This is a genomic window from Streptacidiphilus sp. MAP12-20, assembly GCF_041262525.1.
In the GTDB taxonomy this organism is placed as follows: Bacteria; Actinomycetota; Actinomycetes; order Streptomycetales; family Streptomycetaceae; genus Streptacidiphilus.
In genome coordinates this window covers 171,459-188,397 of record NZ_JBGCCK010000003.1, presented here as the reverse complement: position 1 = coordinate 188,397, position 16,939 = coordinate 171,459, and the positions used below count along the sequence as shown (strand labels likewise).

17 protein-coding genes are annotated in these 16,939 nt (G+C 70.8%); 7 read left to right on the top strand and 10 right to left on the bottom strand.

The window, feature by feature from the left end:
* Positions 1 to 24: 24 nt before the first annotated feature.
* The gene (locus ABIA32_RS05285; RefSeq protein WP_370092641.1) at positions 25 to 1,458 is read left to right on the top strand and encodes a trehalose-6-phosphate synthase; all 1,434 of its coding nucleotides are present in this window, start codon (positions 25 to 27) and stop codon (positions 1,456 to 1,458) included.
* Here ABIA32_RS05285 and ABIA32_RS05280 read toward each other — a convergent pair.
* Together ABIA32_RS05280 and ABIA32_RS05275 are read right to left on the bottom strand one after the other, a co-directional pair.
* Positions 1,446 to 2,153 carry a hypothetical protein gene (locus tag ABIA32_RS05280; RefSeq protein ID WP_370092640.1) on the bottom strand — a complete coding sequence of 236 codons (708 nt, stop codon included), beginning with the start codon at positions 2,151 to 2,153 and terminating at the stop codon, positions 1,446 to 1,448. The two genes, ABIA32_RS05285 and ABIA32_RS05280, sit on opposite strands and share 13 nt — an antisense overlap.
* Positions 2,154 to 2,169: 16 nt before the next feature.
* The gene (locus tag ABIA32_RS05275; protein ID WP_370092639.1) at positions 2,170 to 3,828 is read right to left on the bottom strand and encodes a serine/threonine protein kinase; all 1,659 of its coding nucleotides are present in this window, start codon (positions 3,826 to 3,828) and stop codon (positions 2,170 to 2,172) included.
* A gap of 166 nt (positions 3,829 to 3,994) precedes the next feature.
* On the opposite strand from ABIA32_RS05275, the gene otsB reads away from it, so the two are divergent.
* Positions 3,995 to 4,876, top strand: a complete 882-nt coding sequence (gene otsB / locus ABIA32_RS05270) for a trehalose-phosphatase (protein ID WP_370092638.1) — start codon at positions 3,995 to 3,997, stop codon at positions 4,874 to 4,876.
* Here otsB and ABIA32_RS05265 read toward each other — a convergent pair.
* A complete protein-coding gene (locus ABIA32_RS05265; protein WP_370092637.1) occupies positions 4,830 to 5,060 on the bottom strand; it encodes a DUF3263 domain-containing protein in 231 nt (76 codons plus the stop codon). The genes otsB and ABIA32_RS05265 overlap by 47 nt on opposite strands.
* 110 nt (positions 5,061 to 5,170) lie before the next feature.
* Between ABIA32_RS05265 and ABIA32_RS05260 the strand changes: the two genes are divergently transcribed.
* Positions 5,171 to 5,515, top strand: a complete 345-nt coding sequence (locus ABIA32_RS05260) for a cupin domain-containing protein (protein ID WP_370092636.1) — start codon at positions 5,171 to 5,173, stop codon at positions 5,513 to 5,515.
* Between the two features lie 72 nt (positions 5,516 to 5,587).
* Here ABIA32_RS05260 and ABIA32_RS05255 read toward each other — a convergent pair whose 3' ends face one another.
* The 3 genes from ABIA32_RS05255 to ABIA32_RS05245 form a co-directional block, all read right to left on the bottom strand.
* Positions 5,588 to 6,424 carry a carbohydrate ABC transporter permease gene (locus ABIA32_RS05255; RefSeq protein ID WP_370092635.1) on the bottom strand — a complete coding sequence of 279 codons (837 nt, stop codon included), beginning with the start codon at positions 6,422 to 6,424 and terminating at the stop codon, positions 5,588 to 5,590.
* A 3-nt stretch (positions 6,425 to 6,427) separates the two neighbouring features.
* A complete protein-coding gene (locus tag ABIA32_RS05250; protein WP_370092634.1) occupies positions 6,428 to 7,378 on the bottom strand; it encodes a carbohydrate ABC transporter permease in 951 nt (316 codons plus the stop codon).
* Positions 7,379 to 7,568: 190 nt separating this feature from the next.
* Positions 7,569 to 8,846, bottom strand: coding sequence for an extracellular solute-binding protein (locus tag ABIA32_RS05245; protein ID WP_370092633.1), 1,278 nt, complete (start codon positions 8,844 to 8,846; stop codon positions 7,569 to 7,571).
* Between the two features lie 475 nt (positions 8,847 to 9,321).
* Between ABIA32_RS05245 and ABIA32_RS05240 the strand changes: the two genes are divergently transcribed.
* Positions 9,322 to 10,251 (top strand): ROK family protein, encoded by a 930-nt coding sequence (locus ABIA32_RS05240; protein WP_370092632.1) that lies wholly within the window; start codon positions 9,322 to 9,324, stop codon positions 10,249 to 10,251.
* Positions 10,248 to 11,441, top strand: coding sequence for an N-acetylglucosamine-6-phosphate deacetylase (gene nagA, locus ABIA32_RS05235; RefSeq protein ID WP_370092631.1), 1,194 nt, complete (start codon positions 10,248 to 10,250; stop codon positions 11,439 to 11,441). Before ABIA32_RS05240 ends, nagA begins: the two co-directional genes overlap by 4 nt.
* A 99-nt stretch (positions 11,442 to 11,540) precedes the next feature.
* Here the strand turns inward: nagA and ABIA32_RS05230 are convergent, their stop codons facing one another.
* Positions 11,541 to 12,452, bottom strand: coding sequence for a CBM35 domain-containing protein (locus tag ABIA32_RS05230; RefSeq protein WP_370092630.1), 912 nt, complete (start codon positions 12,450 to 12,452; stop codon positions 11,541 to 11,543).
* Positions 12,453 to 12,596: 144 nt separating this feature from the next.
* On the bottom strand, positions 12,597 to 14,351 hold the full coding sequence (locus ABIA32_RS05225) for a diguanylate cyclase domain-containing protein (RefSeq protein ID WP_370092629.1): 1,755 nt from the start codon (positions 14,349 to 14,351) through the stop codon (positions 12,597 to 12,599).
* Between the two features lie 250 nt (positions 14,352 to 14,601).
* Here ABIA32_RS05225 and ABIA32_RS05220 point away from each other — a divergent pair, with 250 nt between their 5' ends.
* Positions 14,602 to 15,150: a flavin reductase family protein gene (locus ABIA32_RS05220; RefSeq protein WP_370092628.1), complete on the top strand. Its 549-nt coding sequence runs from the start codon at positions 14,602 to 14,604 to the stop codon at positions 15,148 to 15,150.
* Between the two features lie 191 nt (positions 15,151 to 15,341).
* On the opposite strand, the gene arfB is transcribed toward ABIA32_RS05220, so the two are convergent.
* Entirely contained in the window at positions 15,342 to 15,773 is a 432-nt protein-coding gene (gene arfB, locus ABIA32_RS05215; RefSeq protein ID WP_370092627.1) for an alternative ribosome rescue aminoacyl-tRNA hydrolase ArfB, read from the bottom strand.
* A gap of 67 nt (positions 15,774 to 15,840) precedes the next feature.
* On the opposite strand from arfB, the gene ABIA32_RS05210 reads away from it, so the two are divergent.
* Positions 15,841 to 16,326, top strand: coding sequence for a hypothetical protein (locus ABIA32_RS05210; RefSeq protein WP_370092626.1), 486 nt, complete (start codon positions 15,841 to 15,843; stop codon positions 16,324 to 16,326).
* Here the strand turns inward: ABIA32_RS05210 and ABIA32_RS05205 are convergent.
* Entirely contained in the window at positions 16,283 to 16,933 is a 651-nt protein-coding gene (locus ABIA32_RS05205) for a GNAT family N-acetyltransferase (protein ID WP_370092625.1), read from the bottom strand. The genes ABIA32_RS05210 and ABIA32_RS05205 overlap by 44 nt on opposite strands.
* Positions 16,934 to 16,939 lie beyond the last annotated feature (6 nt).

Genomic DNA, 16,939 nt, shown 5'->3' with positions numbered 1-16,939 from the left:
CCCGGACAGGCAAGGTTGACTGACATGGCTCGAACCACGACCGCGCCCATCGTGCTGGCTTCCAACCGCGGCCCCATCTCCTTCACGATCGAGGACGACGGCACGCTGACGCCGCGCCGGGGCGGGGGCGGACTGGTCTCGGGCCTGTCGGCGATCGGCACCGAGCAGGAGAGCGTCTGGGTCTGCGCGGCCCTGTCGGAGGGCGACCGCGCGGCGATCAGGCAGGGCCTGACCGACCCGGACGTGCACATGCTGGACATCGACCCGGGCACCTTCAACCGGGCCTACAACGGCATCGCGAACTCGACCCTCTGGTTCGTCCACCACCTCCTCTACGACACGCCGACCAAGCCCGTTTTCGGAGCCAACTTCCGCCGCGAATGGGCCTCCTACGAGGCGTACAACCGCGCCTTCGCGGACGCGCTGGCCGCGTGCGCGGCGCCCGGTGCGGCGGTACTCGTCCAGGACTACCACCTGTCACTGACACCCCGGCTGCTGCGCGAGCTCCGCCCCGACCTGCGGATCGGCCACTTCTCGCACACGCCCTGGGCCCCGCCGGACTACTACCGCCTGCTGCCCGACGACGTGGCGGCGCAGGTGCTGGAGGGCATCCTCGGCGCGGACCGGGCCGGCTTCCTGACCGAGCGCTGGGCGCGGACCTTCGCGCAGTGCTGCGAGGCCGTGCTGGGCGCGTCCGTCTCGGACTCACTGGCGGTGACGTACCGGGGACGGACGACGCAGCTGGGCGTGCACCCGCTCGGCGCGGACGCGGAGTTCCTGCGCGACCGCAGCCACCGCCCTGACGTGGACGCCAGGCTCGCCGGCCTCCGGGAGGCGGTGGGCGACCGGCGCACGATCGTGCGGGTGGACCGCACCGAGCTGAGCAAGAACATCGTGCGCGGGCTGCTCGCGTACCAGCATCTGCTGCGGACGCGGCCCGAGTGGCTGGACCGGGTGGTGCACATCGCCTTCGCCTACCCGTCGCGCCACGACCTGCCGGAGTACCGCGAGTACACGGCGGCGGTGCTGCGCACCGCGCAGGAGATCAACGACGAGTTCGGGACGGCGTCCTGGCAGCCGGTGATCCTGCACGTCAACGACGACTTCCCGCGCTCACTCGCCGCGTACCGGCTGGCGGACGTGGCCCTGGTGAACCCGATCAGGGACGGGATGAACCTGGTCGCGAAGGAGATCCCGGTCGTCTCCGACGGGGGCGTGGCGCTCGTGCTGTCGCGGGAGGCGGGCGCGTTCGCGGAGCTGGGCGAGGACGCGCTGACGGTCAACCCGTACGACGTCATCGCCACGGCGGACGCGCTGCACGCGGCTTTGAACATGCCGGAGGAGGAGCGGGCCTCACGCTGCAAGCGCCTCGCCGAGGCGAGCACGGCGCTGCCGCCGACGGCGTGGTTTCTGGAGCAGCTGCACGCCCTGACGGGCGGTCAGGATCAGCAGGAGTAGTCGAAGGACGCGGACGGCTTGATGGACGAGTGGCCGGGCACGAGCAGGGTCGCGGTGCCGTGGAAGCTGCCGGGTCCGGAGAGCGTCCAGATCAGCGGCAGCTCGACCTGCCGGGTCCCGGCGGCGACGGTCTCGGTGAGCATTCCGCTGTCGGTGCCGTCGCTGCGGAGCCAGTGGTACTGGAAGCTGCCGGCTTCGCCGTTGGTGGCGACGGTGGCGGTGACGGTCGCCTTGCCGTTGCAGGTGACGGCGGTGGGCACGACCTGAATGCTCGCGCCGGTGAGCTGGATCGCCGACGGCGCGAGCAGCCGGAACAGGTACCAGGCGAGCAGCCCGAGGAAGACGAGCAGGACCGGGACCCAGAAGAGCCAGCGGCTCTTCTTCCCCTCTTCGGCGGGCCGCTGCTGCGCGTCGGGCGCGGCCTGCCCTTTCCAGACGGCGATGGTGCGGGCCGTCTTGGGGTCAGGAACCCCCGGCCCGAACCGGATCAGCGCGGGGTCCGGGGCGGGAGCTTCAGCGGCTGCCGCCGCAGCCATCACCGTGGCGATGTACCCGACCGACTCCGGCTCTGCCGCGAGCGGCGGCACACCACCGAGTCGCACGGTGCCTTCATCGGGCGGGAGCGGGGCGTCCTGCGGCGGAAGCTTCAGATGCATCGTGCCGTCTTCGCCGGGAACGGCGTCCTCGGGGGTCATGCGCTGGCCTCTCTGGCTAGCCGATGTTGCACTGGAGCGTGAGGAAGATCGAGGCGTCCGGCAGCAGGTACTGGCGCGCGTAGGCGGGGTCCTGGCCCGTCACGACGCCGCCGTAGTTGCACGGGGTCATGGTGATCTTGCTGCCCTGGAAACCCGCTGCCACGAGGTTCTTGTACGCCTGCCCGCCGTCCACGCCGCCCTCGTAGGGGTAGAAGACGCAGGTGTCGGAGGTCGCCGTCAGCTGGAACTGCGCCGTCGGCTTGGCCTCGCTGCCGCCCGCTGGATCCTGGGTGTGGACGGTGAAGAGCTTTTGGCGTGCCGTCAGGCAGTCAGGTACCACGGTGACGTTGTTCGGATCGAAGCCTGCGGCCTTGATCGCAGCGTCGGCCGAGGAGACGGTCAGATTGAGCACGTTCGGCACGTTGAGCAATGACGGCGGCGGAGTCGGCGACGCCGAGGTCGGCGAGGCGGAGGGGGTCGGGCTCGCCGACGGGCTCGGACTCGCAGTCGGACTCGGACTGACACTCGGGCTGGCGCTGGGGCTCGCCGACGGCGACGGCGAGGCCGAGGGCGACGGACTCGGCGACAATGAGCCGGGCGTCACCGACGTGACCGCCACCGGGGTGGGGCCGCCGGTGATCTTCGGCTTGCCAGTGTGGCCGCCCGCCAGGGCCACCCCGCCCAGCACGCCGACGAGGATGATCCCGGCCCCCGTGCCCACCAGGATCTTCCTCGGGATCCGGCGCGGCGCAGCCCTCAGCACAGTCCGCGCCAGCGCCGTCGTACCGCTCGTCGGTCCGCCGCCGCCCCCCGCCGAGGGGAACAGCATCGGCAGCAGCGCCGCGATCGCGGCCAGCTTCTTCCGGCCGCGTTCCTCCCACTCCGGGCCGTACGCCGCGCCCGCGACCGCCTCCAGCTCGTCGACGAACGCCGCCGCGCTCTCCGGCCGCTCGGCCGCATGCTTCGCCAGGCCGCGCCGGATCAGCGGGCGGACGCCCTCCGGGGCGAGCTCGTCGGGGATGGGGGCCGTCGTGTGCTGGACGACCAGTTCGGCGAAGGTCACCCCGGGGTACGGGCGCGAGCCCGTCAGGCACTCGAAGAAGGTCGCCGTCGCCGCGTAGACGTCCGCCGCCGGGGAGGCGGGATCGCCGGTCCACTGCTCCGGGGCCATGTACGGCGGGGTGCCCGCGATGCCGCCGGAGTCGCCCGTCTTGACCGCGATCCCGAAGTCCACCAGCTTCGACGTGCCGTCCGCCGCGACCAGCACGTTCTCCGGCTTGTAGTCCCGGTGCACCACGCCCAGCGCGTGCGCCGCCGCCAGACCTAAGAGCGAGCCCTTGAGCACGACCAGCGCCGCTTCGGGCCCCGTCGCACCCGCCTGCCTCAGCAGCGCCCGCAGCGCGATGCCGTCGACGAGCTCCATGACGATCGCCGCGCCCGCAGGGCCCTCGACGTACTCGTAGAGCCGCACGACATAGGGCGTCTCCAGGTCGCCCAGCAGCCGGGCCTCCTCGCGGAACTCCGCCAGGAAGTCCGGATCGGCGCGCAGCTCCTCGCCGAGGTACTTGACCGCGACCGGCGTGCCGGTCTCCTCGTGCACCGCGAGCACCACACGTCCGCTCGCGCCCGAACCCAGCTCCCGGGTGTGTCGGTACCCCGGAACAATCCAGTCCATCCGCCGCCCCCTACTCGTCGCGAAGGTAGCGCCAAACGGGCCGTCATACATCAGCTGTGACACCACAGTTACGCCCCCGGAGCGCAACCCTGATGCTCCGCACACGGCCACTCCCCGCCCGGATCAGCCGCTGCGCCGGGCGCTCGCAGCGGCTAGGGTCGGGAGCATGGGAATTCCCGAGCCGAGCACCCCCGCAGGAGCCGCCGGCTTGGCCGCGCTGCTCGCCGCACCCGCCCGGGCGGTCGTCGCCCTCGACTTCGACGGGACGCTGGCGCCGATCGTCGCCGATCCCGACCAGGCCCGCGCCCACCCCGGCGCGGCCCCCGCGCTGGCGCGGCTCGCGCCGCTGATCCGCTCGGTGGTCGTGGTGACCGGGCGGCCCGCCGGGGTCGCCGTGCGCTACGGCGGGTTCGCCGGCGTGGCCGGCCTCGAGCACCTCACGATCCTCGGCCACTACGGCGCGGAGCGCTGGGACGCCCGCAGCGGCGCGGTGCAGGCGCCCGCGCTGCACCCGGGGATCGCGGCGCTCCGCGCCGAGCTGCCCGGCGTGCTCGACGCGGCCGGGGCCTGGCAGGGCACCTGGATCGAGGACAAGGGCCGCGCCGTCGCCGTCCACACCCGCCGCGCCGAGGACCCCGACGCGGCCCTCGTCGCACTCGAAACCCCGCTGCGCGCGCTCGCCGCGCGTCACGGGCTCGCGGTGGAGCCGGGCCGGATGGTGCTGGAGCTGCGGCCGCCCGGCGTCGACAAGGGCGTGGCTCTCACCGACTTCCTGACCGAGCAGCGCGCCGGCTCGGTCCTCTACGCGGGTGACGACCTGGGCGACGTGGCGGCCTTCGACGCGATCGACAAGCTGCGCGCGGGCGGCCTGCCCGGCGTCCTCGCGTACAGCGCGCCCGCGACCGGCGAGCCACCGCTCGCGGTGATCGCGGACCGCGCGGACCTCACCGTGCCGGGCCCGGCCGGGGTCGTCGCGCTGCTGGACGCGCTCGCCGACGCGATCAGCGCCGGGCCCGCTGCTGCTCGCGGATCCGCCGCAGCCGGTTGACCAGCACGGGGTCCTGCGCGAGCGCGGCCTCCCTGTCGAGCAGCGCGTTGAGCAGCTGCGTATAGCGCGTGGGCGAGAGACTCAGCTCCTCCCGGATCGCGGCGTCCTTGGCCCCGCGCGTCCGCCACGGGCGGGCCTCGAAGGCCAGCACCGCGCGCTCGCGCGCGCTCAACTCGTCCGCCACCCTGGGCCCTCCTCTCCGGCTACCCGACCATACGACTTGTCATTCTGCCGGTCCCCTCTGACGCACTCTGCTGCTCCCCCGCCCCACCTGCGCGGACTACGGTCGGAACCATGACCAGTTTCGCCGTGCACATCCCCGAGGCCGAGCTCGAGCCCGACCCGCTCGACCCCAGCCAGATCGTCTCCGGCTCGCCGGAGGTCTCCGGCAAGGTCCTGTGGGAGTCGGAGGACGGCAAGCAGATCCGCGGCATCTGGCAGATCACCCCGGGCGTCGTCACCGACACCGAGGCCAACGAACTCTTCGTCGTCATCTCCGGCCGCGCCACCATCGCCGTCACCGACGGCCCCACCTTCGACGTCGGCCCCGGCGACGCCTGCGTCCTCCGCGAGGGCGACGAGACCACCTGGACCGTCCACGAGACGCTGCGCAAGGCGTACCACATCACCCTGCCGTAGCAGCGCGAGCAGACAGCAAGGGGCGGCCACCCGCACGCGTGGCCGCCCCTTCTTGTTTCGTCTTACATCAGATCACTTCACCGAACCTGCTGTCAGGCCCGAGACCACATGGCGCTCGATCGAGGCGAAGAGGATGACGACCGGGATGATCGCCACGACCGAAGCCGCGAACATGAAGTTCCACTGCGGGTTGTAGGCGCCGATCATGCTGTCGATGCCGACGGTCAGCGGCTGCTTCGACGGTGTGTTGATCAGGATCAGGCCCATGATGAACTCGTTCCAGGCCGTGATGAAGGTGAAGATCACGCAGGTCACCACGCCCGGGAGGGCCAGCGGCAGCGTCACCTTGAACAGGGCGCCCACCCGGCTCGTGCCGTCGATCATCGCCGCCTCCTCCAGCTCCGCCGGGATGGAGGAGATGTAGGCGGACAGGATCCACACCGCGAAGGCCAGGTTGAACGCCGCGTTGGCGATGATCAGCGTGAGGTCGCTGTCCATCATCCCGAGTGAGGTGAACTCCCGGGCCAGGCCGACCTGCAGGGCGGCCGGCTGGAACATCTGGGTGACCAGGACCAGCAGCAGGAAGATCTTGCGGCCACGGAAGCGGATCCGCGCGGTGTAGTAGGCCGCGGGAAGCGCGACCAGCAGGGTCAGCAGCGTCGCGCCGCCCGCCACCAGAAGCGAGACCTGAAGGTTCTGGCCGATCGTGGTCTGCGACCAGACGTCGACGAAGTTTCCCCACTGGAAGTGCTTCGGCAGGTACCCGTTGTCACGCAGTTCGTTCGCCGGGCGGACGGCCGTGATGACCATCTCCAGATACGGCGCCAGGAAGAATGCCGCCAGGCCCCAGGCCAGCACCGCGAAGACGGTCTTGCGGCTGAGCTCCTTGAATCGTCCCTGAATCAGCATCGGTCAGCTCTCCTCGTTCCAACGGCTGACCTTGAGGAAGAGCAGCACCATGACGATGACGACGGCGAAGTTGACTACCGACATGGCCGCGGACTCGCCGACATCCGTCTGACCCAGGATGAACATGAAGACCGTCGACGTGGAGGTGTCCGTGTTCGGGCCGCCCTGCGTCATGCCCCAGATGACGGGGAACGAGTTGAAGACGTTGATCAGGTTGATCACCAGCGCGACCAGGAACGACGGCCGCAGCAGCGGCAGCGTGATCCGGAAGTAGGTCTGCCAACTCGACGCGCCGTCGACCCGTGCGGCCTCGTAGACCTCGCCGGGGACCGTCTGCAGGCCCGCCAGCAGCGTGTAGGTCGTGAACGGCAGCGAGACGAAGACCGCGACGAAGATCAGCCAGGGCTTGGCGTGAGCCGCGTCCCCGGTCCAGTTCTCGGCGCCGTGGATCAGACCGAGGTCGAGCATCATCCGGTTGAGCACTCCGGCGACCTCGTCCAGCATCCAGCGGAAGCCGATCGAGGTGACGATGACCGAGGCGGCCCACGGGATGATCAGTGCCCAGCGGGTGTACTTCCGCCCCGGGAACTGCTGGTTGTAGAGCTGGGCCAGGCCGAGCGAGATGACCATGGTGAAGCCGACGACCAGGACCGTCCAGATCAGGGTCCAGGTCATCACCGTGCCCAGGCGCGCGTCGGAGAAGAGCTTCTGATAGCGGCCGAGACCGTTGAAGCCGAAATCGATGCCGAGGCCACTGATCTTGTGCGTCGAGGTCAGCACCATCTCGGCTACGGGCCAGACGACGACGAGCAGGATCAGCGCGATGCACGGGCCGATCCAGGGCAGCGGCCCGAGCCGGGCGAGGCTGTTGCGCCCGCCGGCGGCGGTGGGCTTGGCCGCCTTTGCCGCCTTCGCGGACGTGGCCGCGTCGGGCGCGGCGGTCTTCTGGGACATGGGACGTGAACTCCCCTGTGCGGAGATGCGGGAGGTGGATCGGGCCACGGGGGCCGGACGGACAGCCGCCGGTCGGACGGGCCACCGGACGACAGGCGAACGCGGCGGGACGGCGTGGGGGCCCGTCCCGCCGCGGCTCAGACGCAGGCTCTCAGGACCGGCCCTCAGCGAGAGGGCCGGAACCGACTGCCTACTGGCCGGCCGAGGTGGCGGCGGTCTGCAGCGTGGTCAGGACCGTCTGCGGGTCCTTCAGCGCGCCGCCAATCTGGGTCTTGACCTGCGCGTTGACGGTGTCCCAGGCGGGGATGCTGACCGGCACGAACTGGGCGTTGGGCAGCGCCTTCAGGAACGGGACCAGCGCCGGCACGTCCGTGCTGACCTGGGTGACCGCGTCGTTGGTGACGGGGAGCAGGTTGTACTCCTCGTCGAACTTGACCTGGTTGTCCTTCTGGAAGGCGAAGTTCAGGAACGCCTTGATCTGCGCCGCGTGGCCGCCCGACTTGAAGCCGTAGATCCAGTCGCCGACGCCCATGGTCTGGGAGGTCTGGCCGGCCTGCGCCGTGGGCAGCGGGGCCCAGGTGACATCCAGGTTGTTCTTCTTGATGTCACCCAGCTGGGTCGGGTGGCCGTTCAACATGCCGACCTTGCCGGACGCGAAGTCCGCGTAGAGGTCGGTGCGCTTGACGGAGGCCGGGTCCTTCTCGGTCAGGCCAGCATCGACCCACTTGCCGAGCTGCTTGAAGGTGGCGACGTTGGCCGCGGAGTTGATCGCCCACTTGCCGCTGGAGTCGACGTAACCACCGCCGTTGTTCATCTCCCACATGAAGGACTCGGCCTGCGCCTCCTCCGAGCCCAGCGGCAGACCCAGCGGGATCTGGATGCCGGCGGCCTTCATCTTGGTCGCGGCGGTCTCGACGTCCGCCCAGGTCTTCGGGGCGACGGCCTGCGTGCCGTTCATCGGCAGGCCGGCCTTCTTCCACAGCGCGTTGTTGATCAGGAACGCACGGGAGGAGGAGACGAACGGGATGCCGTAGGCGGTGCCGTTCTGCTGACCGGCCTTCGCCAGCGACGGGATCAGGTTGCTCTGGACCGACTGGTCGAGCACGTCGTTGACCGAGTAGAGCAGGCCGCTCTGGGCGAAGCTGGCGTAGCCGGGGCCCTCGACGACATCCGGGTACTGCTTGTTCTGGACCATCGTGGAGAGCTTGGTGCTGATGTCGTTCCAGTTGATGACCTGGAGGTCGACCTTGATCTTGGGGTTCGCCGCCTCGAAGGCCTTGACGACGCCGTCCCAGTACGCCTGGCTGGGGTTCTGGCCGTTGGACCCGTAGTCCGCGGCCACGAACTTGATGGTGGTGACACCGTCCGCGGAAGAACTCCCGCCGCCGTTGCCGCTGCTGCTACAAGCCGTCAGCGCAAGGGCACCGACGACGCCGACTGCCGAGAGGGCGAGCATACGACGCTTCAACGCAACTACCGCCTTTGGTAAGCGAGCCCGGTCCTGGCCGAGCTGTGGGTGCGGCTTAGTCTCCCGACGCGCCACCAAGAGGTCTACACCATTTATCGAAAAGCAGGACTTCATTGCATCCTGCGCAACGGCAATTCGGACAATGCCTCTCAAAATTCGTTAATTGCCTACTGCCGATGAGTCGTCAGATTTCCCTCGGTGATCGAGAGGCGAAGTTGCCGTGAATATTTTCGCGAAGCCTCTTGCCTATTCGCCTCGCCGCTGACCTGGGATTCCACTTGGTCTAGACCACAAAGGTCCAAACCAATGTATGCACGCAGGTCAGCGAGTGCAGTCCAGGACGACTACCCTCCGTAGTCATGCTGGGGCAAATCAGACCAATCACCGCAAACAGAGAGGTAGATTGTCCATGGACCAGACCAATCTGCAAACTGGACTAGACCTCTGTGGCCCAAAGGAGGGAGACTGCTGCGTCGTGAAGCACGTCATCGCTCTCGACGTCGGCGGGACCGGCATGAAGGCCGCCCTGGTCGCCCCCGACGGCACCCTCTTGCATGAGGACCGCCGACCCACCGGCCGCGAACAAGGCACCTCAGCCGTCGTGGCCGGCATCCTCGACTTCGCCGCCGACCTGCGCGACGAAGGACGGCGGCGCTTCGGCGTGACCGCCGAGGCCGCAGGCGTCGTGGTGCCCGGCACCATCGACGAGGCGGAGGGGATCGCCGTCTTCTCCGCCAACCTCGGCTGGCGGGACCTGCCGATGCGCAAGCTGCTCGGCGAGCGCCTCGGCATCCCGGTCGCGCTCGGCCACGACGTGCGCACCGGCGCGCTCGCGGAGGGCAGGCTCGGCGCCGGACAGGGGGTCTCGCGCTTCCTCTTCATCGCGCTGGGTACCGGCATCGCCGGTGGCATCGGCATCGACGGGCGGATCGAGTCCGGCGCCCACGGCAACGGCGGCGAGATCGGCCACGTCGTGGTCCGCCCCGGCGGTCCCGACTGCGGTTGCGGCGCTCGCGGCTGCCTGGAGACGATCGCCTCCGCCTCCGCCGTGGGCCGCGCGTGGGCCACGGCCTCCGGCGACCCCTCGGCCACCGCCGCCGACTGCGCCCGCGCCGTGTCGAAGGGCGACCCGAGCGCGGTCACGGTCTGGACCGAAGCGCTCTCCGCGCTCGCGGACGGCATCGTGATGGCGCACAGTCTGCTCGACACCGGCACGGTGATCATCGGCGGCGGCCTCGCCGAGGCCGGCGACACCTTGTTCGCACCACTGCGCGTGGCGGTCACGGAACGACTGTCGTTCCAGGTGCCGCCCGCGCTCGTTCCGGCGATGCTCAAAGACACCGCCGCTTGCCTGGGTGCGGGACTCCTCGCCTGGGATCTGCTCTCCTTGGAGGTGACCGCGTGAGCAACGCGGAGCGCACTGTGCTGGCCGGGGCCAGGCTCGTCCTGCCCACCGGCGTCGTCGAGAACGGGAAGATCGCCGTCGAGAACGGCACGATCACCGAGATCGCCGCGCCGGTCACTCCCCCGGACGGCGCAGTACCCGCCCTGGATCTCACCGGCTTCACCGTGGTCCCCGGCTTCGTGGACATGCACGTCCACGGCGGCGGCGGGGCGTCCTACCACTCCGGCACCGCCGAGCAGATCATCCATGCGGCGCACACCCACCTGGAGCACGGCACGACCACGACGATGGCCTCGACGGTCACCGGCGAGATCGACGACCTGTGCCGCCAGGCCGGACTGCTCAGCGAGCTGGTCGAGGACGGCGTACTGGCCGGGATCCACTTCGAGGGCCCCTTCATCAGCATCAACCGCTGCGGCGCCCACGAGCCCGACCTGCTCCGCGACCCCGACCCCGCGGTGGTCCGCAAGCTGATCGACGCGGCGCGCGGCGCGGCGAAGATGGTCACCCTGGCCCCCGAGCTCGAGGGTGGCATCGAGTCGATCCGGCTGCTCGCCGAACGCGGCGTGATCGCGGCCATCGGCCACACCGACGCCACCTACGACAAGACGCTGGCAGGCATCGACGCGGGCGCGACCGTCGCCACCCACCTCTTCAACGCGATGCCGGGCCTGGCTCACCGCGCCCCCGGGCCGATCGTCGCGCTGCTGGAGGACGAGCGGGTCACCGTCGAGCTGATCGGGGACGGCGTCCACCTGCACCCGGCCATCGTCGACCTCGCCTTCCGCGGCGCGGGCGCGGCGCGCGTCGCGCTGGTGACGGACGCGATGGACGCGGCGGGCTTCGGCGACGGCGACTACATGCTCGGCCCGCTGGCCGTGAAGGTCCGCGAGGGCGTCGCCCGCCTCGCCGAGGGCGGCTCGATCGCCGGCTCCACGCTGACGCTGGACGTCGCGTTCAAGCGTGCGGTCACCGTGAACGGTCTGCCGCTGGAGCAGGTCAGCCGGATGCTCTCGCTCAATCCGGCCCGCCGGCTCGGGCTCGGCGACAAGCTGGGCTCGCTGGAGGTCGGCAAGCGCGCGGACCTGGTGGTCCTGGACGCGCAGCACGACGTCGTCGCGGTCATGCGCGAAGGCCGCTGGGCGGTCGGCGCGGACAAGCTGACGGACCGCGTGCCGGTGCCCCACTGAGGCTTCGCCCGGCACCGTCCGCACATCACGTCGGCCCGCGCTCTCAGGGGGAGCGCGGGCCGAGTCGTTGTCGCGTGCGGGGACCACGGGACTACCGGACTACCAGGGGCTGACCTTCTGGGCGGTGATCGCCAGCTGGTCGATGGACACGGCCGGCTGGCCGGCGATGCCCTGGATCGTGATCTGCACCTGCCCCGCCTTCAGGTCCGGCTGGTTGTACGTGCGGTACCAGGCCTGACTCGGGTCCGTGGGGTGGCTGTAGTTCTTGAAGTCGGCCTCGCGGCTCTTCTTGCCGTTGACCAGGACCTGCGCCTTGGCGTCCGCGCCCATGTTGTTGTAGCGGATCCAGAGGTAGTACTGGCCGTCCGCCGGGATAGTGACCGTCCAGGTGACGCTCGCCGTGGCGTTCGTCAGCGGCACCGAGCTGCCGCCCGCCGCCTTCGCACCGGCCGGCGTGGTCGTCGCGGCGGTGCCCTGGAGGGTCATCGTCGCCGCGTCCGTCGCGCCCGGGAGCGCGGCAGAGGGGGAGGCCGAGGCGGACGCCGAGGCGCTGCCGGTGGCCACCGAGCTCTGCGAGGAGCCCGTTCCGGCCGCGGAGCCCCCCGTCTTGTTGTCGTTGTTGCTGAAGATGGCGAACAAAATCCCGATCACGATGGCCACGCCGACCGCCACCGCGCCGATCATCACTCCGCGACTGCTGCCGCCGGAGCCGCCACCACCGGCCCGCGCCGCGGCTCGGCCGCCGTCGGCCGGGGGCGCGGGCGGGGCCTGGTGCGGGACGGACGGGTAGCCGTAGCCCTGCTGCGGCTGCTGCGACTGCTGCGCGTAGCCGGGCTGCTGGCCGTACTGGGTGCGGCCGACCTGGGTGGCCTGCTGGTACGAGGTACGCGGCACTCCGGGCATCGGCTGCGTGGGCGCGGCGACTTCCGCGCCGGCGGCGTCGCCCTCGGCGCGGTACAGGTACGCGAACGGGTCGTCGTCCTCGGGCACGCCGTTGTTCTCGGCTGTCATCGAGTTCTCAACTCCCGAGTGTGATACGTGGATGTTCGGCTTCGCGCCCGGATTACCGCACGGCAGGCACGCGTATCCACCGCACACTACCCCGACTGGGTGACGCAGGGGTAAGTGGAAGGGGGACGGGAGGGGTGGTTGGGATCAGCCCGCGCGGCGGTGGGAGCGGCCTCCGCCGGCGGCCCGCGCGCGTTTTTCGACGTACATCAGCTCGTCGGCCGTGTGGAGTACCTCGTCGATGGTCATCCCGCAACCGGCCCAGCCGATGCCGATGCTGACGCCGACCCGAAGCGTGCGGTTCTCCCAGCGGATCGGCGGGGTGACCGCCACCCGCAGCCGGTCCGCCAGATCCTTGGCGCGCTCGCGGTCGACGCCGTCGGCGAGGACGACGAACTCGTCTCCGCCGAGGCGGGCCACGGTGTCGCCCTCGCGGACGACGTGCTGCAGCCGCCGGGCGACCTCGATCAGCGTCGCGTCGCCCGCGTTGTGGCCGTGGCGGTCGTTGATGCCCTTAAAGCCGTTCAGGTCGCAGAAGAGCACCGCCAGGGCGCGCCCGCCCTGCGGCGTGCCGCCGGCCTCGTCGGGCAGCACGGCGTGGACGTGCTCGTAACCGCTGCCCTCGCCCGCCGCCGGGTGTCCGTACGCGTGCCCCGCCCCACCGTCCGGGAGGGCCACGCCGTACCCGCCGTGGTCGGCGAAGCCGCCGTGCTCCCCGTCCTCGGAGCCGCCGTATCCGGCGAAGCCGCTGAAGGCGCCCAGCCCGCCGGGGCGGTGGGCGACGGCGGGGAGCAAGCTGTTCGGGTGGTCGCACAGGCGCAGCCGCAGCCTGGCCTTGAGCTCGGCGGCGTTGGGCAGGCCGGTCAGCGCGTCGTGGCTGGCCCGGTGGGCCAGTTGCAGTTCGTGGCGCTTGCGGTCCTCGATGTCCTCGACGTGCGTGAGCAGGTACATCGCGCCCTCGGTGGCGTCGGAGACCACGGAGTTGCGCAGGTTGACCCAGAACCAGCCGCCGTCGCGCCTGGCCAGCCGGACCTCGGCGCGGCCGTTCTCGGTGGCGATGCCGCGCAGCTTGGCCGAGTCCTCGGGGTGGATCAGGTCGGCGAAGGACTGCCGGTGCAGCGCGGACCTGGAACGGCCCAGCAGGCGGCACAGCGCGTCGTTGACCCGCGTCAGCCGTCCCCGCTGCTCGCCGTGCAGCTCGGTCAGGGCCATGCCGCTGGGGGCGTACTCGAAGGCCTGCCGGTAGCTCTCCTCGCTGGCGAGCAGCACTTGCTGCTCGCGCTCCAGCCGGATCAGCGCGCGCTGCATCTCCGCGCGCAGGCGCGCGTTGCCGATGGCGATGCCGGCCTGCTGGGCGAACATCTCCAGCGCCTCGCGCGTCCACGGCCCCGCACGCCGCCCGTTGCGCGGCCGGTCGACGGAGAGAACGCCGAGCAGCTCGCCACCGAAGCTGTACATCGGGGCGAGCAGCATGTCCTCCGGGTGCCAGGCGCCCTCGATGACGTAACCGGGGCCTCCGCCCCAGGTGGGGATGTCGACGGGCCGGGCCCAGCCCCGGTCGTGCGGGACGAAGACCAGGCTGCCCCAGACGTCGCCGACGTTGAGCAGCCGGTTCCACGACTCGCGCGAGCCGATCTGACCGAGCAGGCTGTTGATGCCCTCCTCGGCCTCGCCCTCGGTGCTGATCTCCCAGACGGCGGCGACGACGAGATCCCCGTCGGGCCGGACCATGTTGACGACGGCACTGTCGAAGCCGAGGCCCATCACGGCGCCCTCGACGACGGCCTGGAGGGTGCCCGCGAGGCTACGGGCGGCGTTGAGGTCGGCGATGATCCGGTGGAGGGTGCGCAGCGTCGCCAAGCGGACGTAGGGCTCCGGGTCGGTTGCCGGGTCGGTTTCCAACGCCTTGCCTCCCTCCCTCGATCGGAACCGCGTGCAGATGGTCCGACTGCCAGACAAACTGAATCACAGGGAGCACACCGATCGACACTCTGGGTCAGCAAATCCCCGTCACTTGTGACTCAACTCACACGTGTGGCAGGTGTAACCCTTGATCGAACAGCTGCCCCGGAGGCAACGTGAGCAATCAGACGCCCGTCCTACGCCCAAGGTCCGATGCGGTCCGGGGGCGAGCGAAGATAGCGTGACTGACGTGTACGACGCCGCGACCACCGCCACCACAGTCCCCACGACCACCGAGGCCTCCCCGGAGGAGTTCCGCGCCGCCTTGGGCCAGCTCGCCTCCGGCGTGGTCCTGGTCACTGCCCACGACGCAGACGAGGGCCCCCGCGGTGAGGACGTCGGCATGACCGCGACGGCGTTCCTCTCGGTCTCACTGGAGCCCCCGCTGGTGATGGTCTCGGTCCGCGAGGACTCCCGGATGGAGGAGGTCCTCACCCGCGTCGACCGCTGGGCGGTCTCCGTCCTCTCCGCCGACCAGCGTACGACCGCTGCGCGCTTCGCGATGAAGGGCCGCGTCAGCGACCGCCTGCTGTTCGCGGAACTCCCGCACAGGCGCGGCGCGCTGACGGGTGCCCCGCTGGTGGAGGGCGCGCTGGCGACGGTGGAGTGCCGCACGGTGGACCGCATACCCGCGGGCGACCACGTCCTCGTCATCGGCCACGTCCTGGAAGCCCACGTCGGCGCGCCGGCGGGCGGCCCGCTGGTCTACTTCCGGGGCCAGTACCGGCACTTGGGCTAGCTCTTGCGGCTCCGCCAGACGGGCGTGACAGCTCACAACGCAGGGAAGTTGCAGCACGCTAGGGGCGCGGGGCTCTGCTCGATGAACTGCGTGCGCGACAAGCCACCCACCCACCCGGCACACCGAACGCACAGGGCCATCCGCACAGGGTGGTTTCTTGCGCAGTTCCCCGCGCCCCTGGAGGTGCAACCTCAGTCGAGCGGTCGGCTGCGGCCCCGCTTCAACTGCGCGCGCCTGCGCTTGTTCTCCAGGCGGCGTTCGACCATGCCGCGGCTCGGCTTCGTCGCGCGGCGAGCGCGCGGTGGGGGTGCGACCGCTTCGGCGAGGAGCGCCGACATGCGGACGGCGGCCGCCTCCCGGTTGCGCCACTGCGAGCGGTGCTCGGACGCCTTCACCACCAGCGCGCCGTCGACCAGGCGGCCCTCCAGGCGTTCCAGCGCGCGCTCCCGCCAGACCGCCGGCAGCGCCGCGCTCGCCGCCAAGGCGTACCGCAGCTCGACCTGGCTGTCGCTGGTGTTGACGTGCTGACCGCCGGGACCGGAGGAACGTGAGAAGCGCCACTGCAGCTCGGCGTCGGGCACGACGACGCCCCGGACGCTGACGGCTACAGGATTCGCGGACATGTCCCCATGATCTCGCGCGGGGGTGGGGGGAGGCGAACGGTTTTGCTGCAATCAGCGAGAATGAGACGTGATCGAGCTCGGCTACTCCCTCTCCAACCGCTTCCCCGACCCGCCGCAGACGGACTACGCGTCCGCCCCCGCACGGGCCCTGCGGCACGACCTGTTCTGCGGGGACGTCTTCATCGAGGGCGACGGCGGGCGCGATCTGTCCACCCGCTGGGGGTGGGTCCCGGTGCTGGACTTCGCCTGGGCGCTCTGCGACATCGTCGAGCAGCTCGACGCCGTCCTGCCCGGCCTGCGGATGCCCCGCGCCGAGTTCGACTTCACCGAGTCGGCCGACCGGCTGCGCTTCTCCCGGCGCGGCGACTGGGTCGAGCTGCACGCGGACTGGATCCGCGACGAGCGGCCGCTGGTCGTCGACCACGGCGTGCTGCGCCGCGAGTCGCGGGACTTCCTCCAGGACGTACTCGCCGACCTGACGGACCTGCACGACGGCTTGGAGCAGAACCTCACCGTGTGGGAGCTGAAGGCCCGCTTCCCCCGGGTGAAGTAGCCGGTTCCATGTCCGTGCCGCGTCCCAGCACGACCAGGCCCGGCACCGGCCGGGCCAGCTCGGCGAAGCCCAGCCGGTCGTAGAAGGCGCGTGCGGAGACATTGCGCTCCCCCATCGCCAGATGCACCCGCTCCACGCCGCGCTCGCGCAGCGCACCCAGGTAGCTGCGCATCAACTGCCGTCCCAGGCCCTGGCCCTGGGCCTGCGGCAGCAGGTCGATGTGCAGGTGGGCGGGATATTCGTCGACCTCCGGGCCGAGCATGTACTCCGGATGCCGCAGCTCGCTGCCACGACCGCCGTCGTCCGGGTAGCGGTCGACCACGGCGGGCAGCCAGTCGGCGAGGTAGCGCGCGACGAAGCGGCGGGTGTCGGCGGTGCCGAGGATGTAGCCGAGGGCCCGGTCCTCCCCCGCGACGTCCGCGACGTCCGCGACGACGAAGGCCAGCTCCGGCTCCTGTGCCAGATACGGGCCGACGAAGATGTCGGGCAGGATGCGCGGGTCCTCGTACAACGAGGTCGCGTCCGCACCGTTGTCGCCGGTGCGGACGCAGATCTCGTACAGGTCCTCCCGGTCGCCCGGTCGGTAGGGGCGGATGCTCAGCTGCATCCGCTC

Bases quoted from the DNA above. Each gene is read 5' to 3' on its own strand.
- ABIA32_RS05285 (WP_370092641.1), top strand. From the start codon at position 25: ATGGCTCGAACCACGACCGCGCCCATCGTGCTGGCTTCCAACCGCGGC.
- ABIA32_RS05280 (WP_370092640.1), bottom strand. From the start codon at position 2,153: ATGACCCCCGAGGACGCCGTTCCCGGCGAAGACGGCACGATGCATCTG.
- ABIA32_RS05275 (WP_370092639.1), bottom strand. From the start codon at position 3,828: ATGGACTGGATTGTTCCGGGGTACCGACACACCCGGGAGCTGGGTTCG.
- otsB (WP_370092638.1), top strand. From the start codon at position 3,995: ATGGGAATTCCCGAGCCGAGCACCCCCGCAGGAGCCGCCGGCTTGGCC.
- ABIA32_RS05260 (WP_370092636.1), top strand. From the start codon at position 5,171: ATGACCAGTTTCGCCGTGCACATCCCCGAGGCCGAGCTCGAGCCCGAC.
- ABIA32_RS05255 (WP_370092635.1), bottom strand. From the start codon at position 6,424: ATGCTGATTCAGGGACGATTCAAGGAGCTCAGCCGCAAGACCGTCTTC.
- ABIA32_RS05250 (WP_370092634.1), bottom strand. From the start codon at position 7,378: ATGTCCCAGAAGACCGCCGCGCCCGACGCGGCCACGTCCGCGAAGGCG.
- ABIA32_RS05230 (WP_370092630.1), bottom strand. From the start codon at position 12,452: ATGACAGCCGAGAACAACGGCGTGCCCGAGGACGACGACCCGTTCGCG.
- arfB (WP_370092627.1), bottom strand. From the start codon at position 15,773: ATGTCCGCGAATCCTGTAGCCGTCAGCGTCCGGGGCGTCGTCGTGCCC.
- ABIA32_RS05205 (WP_370092625.1), bottom strand. From the start codon at position 16,933: ATGCAGCTGAGCATCCGCCCCTACCGACCGGGCGACCGGGAGGACCTG.